The sequence below is a fragment of the Bacillus alveayuensis genome (genome assembly GCA_030812955.1).
Classification (GTDB): Bacteria; Bacillota; Bacilli; order Bacillales; family Aeribacillaceae; genus Bacillus_CB; species Bacillus_CB alveayuensis.
In genome coordinates this window covers 1-5,114 of sequence record JAUSTR010000045.1, presented here as the reverse complement: position 1 = coordinate 5,114, position 5,114 = coordinate 1, and the positions used below count along the sequence as shown (strand labels likewise).

Genomic DNA, 5,114 nt, shown 5'->3' with positions numbered 1-5,114 from the left:
CACCATCAACTCTTATTGTAGGTATTGATGTAGCGAAAGAAAAGCACGTAGCCCGTTTTCAAGATGATCGAGGCTTAGAATTTGGCAAGAGATTGATCTTTGAAAATCGTATACACGGCTTTCAAACCTTGTTAGATTGTGTCAATCGTCACCAAAAAGACAATCATAAGGATCACGTGATGTTTGGAATGGAGCCTACCGGTCATTATTGGCTAAATCTTGCCTATTTTCTTAAGGCAAAAGGATATGATGTAGTGCTAGTGAATCCTATGCACGTCAAAAAAAGCAAAGAACTGGATGATAATTCACCTACAAAAAACGATACAAAAGACGCTCGTGTCATTGCACAGTTAATCAAAGATGTGCGATACTCTGTACCGAACCTAATAGAGGGCGTATACGCTGAACTAAGAGAAGGCGTCAAATTACGAGATCAGCTCATCAAACAACTCATGATGATTGCAGGGCGGATTGAAAACGTCATTCAACGTTATTTTCCAGAGTTTTTCGATGTGTTAGGAGATTGGAAAGGGAAAGCCGCCTTTCATACCTTGCGTATGTTTCCATTTCCTTCTGATATTCAAAAGTTGACACCAGAAGAAGTACTACAAAAATGGAAACCGCATGTACAGCGTGGGGTTGGGATAAAACGTGCAACCAGACTCGTAGAGGTAGCGAACAAGAGCGTTGGGATTGAGGTCGGAATCCAGTTCGCCAAAAGAGAATTGGATTGTCTATTGGATCAAAATCAACTTTACAAGACACAGTTAGCCCAATTAGACGAGGAACTAGAAGGCATGGTTGAAAGCATACCAGGTGCGAAGCAAATGACGAGTATCCCGGGACTCGGTCATACCACCATCGCTTTGTTTTTTGCGGAAGTAGGGGATTTGACCAAGTACAATCATCCCCAACAACTAGTCAACCTGGCAGGGCTTTCGTTAAAAGAACACAGTTCGGGCAAGTATAAAGGGCAGACGAAAATAACGAAAAGAGGTCGCCGTCGCTTACGAAAAGCATTATACCTAGCCATTCGCCCACTCGTTGCCCATAATCCTGTGTTTAAAGCCTTGCATCATTACTATACCAACCGGCCAGACAGGCCATTAAAGAAACAACAGTCACTGATTGCCTTGTGTTGTAAACTATTATGCGTGTTATTTGCCATAGGAAAGAAACAGTGTGAGTTTGATGGATCCAAGCTATTAAAAAGATTACCTCAATTAAACGCATTACAGGTTGCTTAAAAACCTTTATCTAACGACTTATGATTCTGACAAACACCAATCGTGCAGAGTTGGAGTATATTTTCACCATTCGGGCCTGACCCTGTAAAGGAGCATATCCAACCTCCACCTCATGGATACGCAGGACGAAGGAATGTATGGAAACTTATCATCCAGTGATACTGGGAGGGTGAGCGACCATGAGAAGTGTGGAGACTTCTAGCACGGTCATGCAGGATATTACAGATATTGTAAATCCGTTCGATAGGACGGACTCTACCATGTAAATATATTGAATATATTCAATTAATATCCACTAACATGAGGTGGAGAAGCTATTGGAAGTTAGTGAAATTTAAAGAAAACGTGAGAATTCTGAAGAAAATTAAAGTTTATAGAGGGAGTGACAGTTTATATGAATTTTAAGGAAATCCATCAAAGGTTTATAGAATCGGGATTGCCGTATAAGTATTCCATAGATGAAGTAAGCAATATATTAGAAAAGAAATATCAAGCTAAAAAAAGAGATCAAGAGGATTTTCAAGACTTAAACTCGGATCCCTTTGTAAATCGTCAAAACATTGTGTATTGTTATACGATTGACGATGAGGAAGTGTTGAACAATATATTGTCTCAGGAGGAAAAGGAAGAAAGAGACTATATTAAAAAGCAAATATTAAATGACCAAAAGCTTAGCCAAGAAGAAAAAAATCAAATCATAAAAGATGAAACTGCTATTAACATCATAATTGAATCGGATGATCAAAAATTTATAAGTAACTTTACCATTCAAGGTAGTTCCAATCAAATACTCAATGAATTCATCATTTTTAAAGGTATTAATGAAGAGGACTGCGTTCTTGGAAATGAGGAATATGAATATTTCCTTAGAGCATTAGTTCGTGGAGGGTACATTAATTAATTAAATTAAAAACGCAACTTTAATTAGTTGCGTTTTTGATTTTAACAGTATACAAATTGATTTTTTAGATATAAATGGTATATACTCCCAATTTCGAAAGGAATGAACTTATGACTCAACGGTATTTTCTTTCATCGAAATACCCTTTACCTATTGGTACATTCGGTAGAAAAGAGAAAAACAAGTAACGAAAAACATTAATTTTTTTGGGTCGGATTTGGATTTTACAGCTATTATTGTAAAAAAATAAAAAAAGCTGAAAGGCCTGTTCATCTCAAAAACCCTTATTGTGTTACCATCACTCCTGAAGGAGGGCAATTTAAAAATAGTTCTGATACCGATATAAAATGCTTAAAATTACTCTTTGACTATATCACAGAAGCAATTAAGCACTCCTTTTATATTGAACTTTATACCACATGGTACGGGGAAGAAAATGATCCTGTATTAAAATATACAGAGTTAAAATTAAAGGATTTAATTTCACCTTTGCAATTAAATATAGAGGACAGAGAATATCTTATAATAACAAAAAAAGATTGGAATTAGACAACTTTACTTTACTTATTTTTCCAAGCGCACAAAAAATGGAGGCTTCTTACATTAATGCAAGAAGTTTTTTATCGATTAAATTCCTTAGCGTTTAAAAAATCGGCTTGTATCATGTCGGAATTTGCTTAGCGTATGTTTTCTGCGTTTTGTTGGTGGGCCCCCATATTGGTCATTTAGGCTACAATGGTAACAAAAAAAGCTTGGAAAATAGGAAATCCAAGTAGAAAAGCTTCTCTAGACAGGTATGGAAATATTATTGACAAATAGAAAAGGAGAATCTCATGAAAAATATTGCTTTTTTTGAGTGGACAATAAATCTAGAAGATAATTTATCTGCTGTAGTTGATAATTCAGCTAAACGAATGGTTATTATGGATTGCTCTATAGAATTAAACACTGTAGGCCGGGTCAATCTGGAAGTCCAGTAATAAGTTTAAAAGATAGAAGTATAGTAGTGATACTAATAGGGGCATATGTACTAACAATACATGCGGGAATTAGTTTAGGGGATGTAGACCCTTAGACACTTCATCAAACAACCCATGTGGTTTCAGCAGAATATTTACAAAGGATGATTTAAAATGGAATGGAATGAAATTAAAGCTATTATCGGTGATAATGAGAAAGATTGGATAAAAACGTTACCAAAATATCAACAAGAGACAATTAATGAGTTGCTAACAAGTCAGAATTGTGAAATGGCAGCTATAACTTGGTTAGCAGCAACTACCCAAAATACCTCTCCATTTAGTGCTATGAGAGAAAATTCTGTCTCTTCACCATTTTCTGTGGTTCACACACAATCCCAGTAATAAGCTTATCGGCGCGCAAGACAGCCTCCATCATGCAGGATATTCACGGTGTGCTTATTTCTCGCCAAACCATATTGAACTATGCCCATAGCGTCAGTTCTTAAACCGTTTGTGGATCACTATCCTTATGAGCTTTCAGACCAATTCTGTGGAGATGAGACTTATATACGTGTAAACGGAAAATGGCATTACTTATTTTTCTTCTTTGATGCCGTCAAAAAGATTATTTTGTCTTACCCTGTGTTTGAGAATCGAGATACGGAAGCTGCCATTCGAGCGATGGATGAAGTGTTACGGAAGTTGAAAGAGATTCTAGAAAACCTCACGTTTGTGGTGGACGGAAATCCAATCTATCTCCTCGCTCAACACTTCTTCGCTCAGCATGATATTTTATTTGACGTCAAACAAGGCATTGGACTTACCATGAAGATCCCGTATCCACGGAATATCGACCTTTAAAACAAATTATCGAGCGACTAAACCGTACCTTTAAGGGAAACTATCGTGCCACCAATGGGTTCGGCTCCAGGTTTCCTTTGTCACGCTTTTTGTGGCGTATTTTAACTTTTTAAGGCCTCATGCCGGCTTAGAGGGAAAGATCCCCGTCGTGATTCCAGAGCTTAAGGGACTCCCAAACATGCCAGTACGCTAGACGAAGCTCATTGAACTAGCTCAACATTGGCTGATGGAACAAACGGCCTAACTTTTTGTTTAGCTGAGCCCTTAAGGCCGCAATCGACGAAGTGAACTCTTGACAAACCGAATCCGACAATGGTTTAAAATGGTAATGTCAAAGGCTTCTTTGGTATGCCTTCTTTTTGTTCCCTTCGCCCTTGATGCTCATATACAAAACCATTGTCGTGTATGTCAAGAGTGATTGCGGTGGCTTTGGCACTCTTCTTCGGTTAACTCACACCAAAGACTTGAGTTTTTCATAGAACTTTTGACACTACCCGGAATCTAAAGATAGGAACACGCATGTGTTGGATAATAGTATGGGACAATCAAGGTAGTATAGACCCGTTTCGTTGTCATATGGGGTACCAGTTGATTAGCAAGCGGGAATTATTTTACAAAAACTCTTCCTTTAGGAAAACGGCTGCCCGAAATGTCCAATCACAACATAGGCAGCCATCATTTATACTTACTTATACAATAATCATTTTGGCGTTTTTTTATCCATTAGCTTAAGTCTCTCTATTTTTTAATAAATTTAATTGTCTACGTATTATAAAGAAACCATTATAAATTTCGAACACTCAACATAGTAATTATTACAATATCCTTTATCTTTTTAGATAATTAAAAAATATTAATCACTTGAATTTCAGAGGTACCGTCAAGAATTTTGTGTAATGTAAGATAGATAGGGTTATCTCTGAAATGGATTTAGAATAGAGAGGGCCTGTTTCTTCCACACAGGAGACTGAATATTCAGTCTCCTGTGTGGAAAGGGAGATCCCCTCATCTTATCGATTTACATTATTTGGTTAATCCTATTCGCTGGAGGGCTTCATGCGCTTCGGCAAATCCTCGTAACTTTCGCCCTGCCCATTTCTCATTAAAATCTTGAACAGTCAAATACACGACTTTTTCCGCGGC

General features: G+C 37.4%; 4 protein-coding genes and 1 pseudogene. All 5 read left to right on the top strand.

Features of this window, described 5'->3' with window-relative positions:
• Positions 1-1,247 (top strand): IS110 family RNA-guided transposase (locus J2S06_RS15985; RefSeq protein WP_419152958.1); only part of this gene is annotated, 1,247 nt, incomplete at its 5' end.
• Between the two features lie 394 nt (positions 1,248-1,641).
• The gene (locus tag J2S06_RS15980) at positions 1,642-2,148 is read left to right on the top strand and encodes a hypothetical protein (RefSeq protein WP_052659386.1); all 507 of its coding nucleotides are present in this window, start codon (positions 1,642-1,644) and stop codon (positions 2,146-2,148) included.
• An 833-nt stretch (positions 2,149-2,981) separates the two neighbouring features.
• Positions 2,982-3,128 (top strand): hypothetical protein, encoded by a 147-nt coding sequence (locus J2S06_RS15975; RefSeq protein ID WP_419152957.1) that lies wholly within the window; start codon positions 2,982-2,984, stop codon positions 3,126-3,128.
• Between the two features lie 153 nt (positions 3,129-3,281).
• Positions 3,282-3,512, top strand: a complete 231-nt coding sequence (locus J2S06_RS15970) for a hypothetical protein (RefSeq protein ID WP_419152956.1) — start codon at positions 3,282-3,284, stop codon at positions 3,510-3,512.
• A 2-nt stretch (positions 3,513-3,514) separates the two neighbouring features.
• A pseudogene (locus J2S06_RS15965) lies at positions 3,515-4,164 on the top strand (IS6 family transposase); the annotation flags it as partial.
• Positions 4,165-5,114 lie beyond the last annotated feature (950 nt).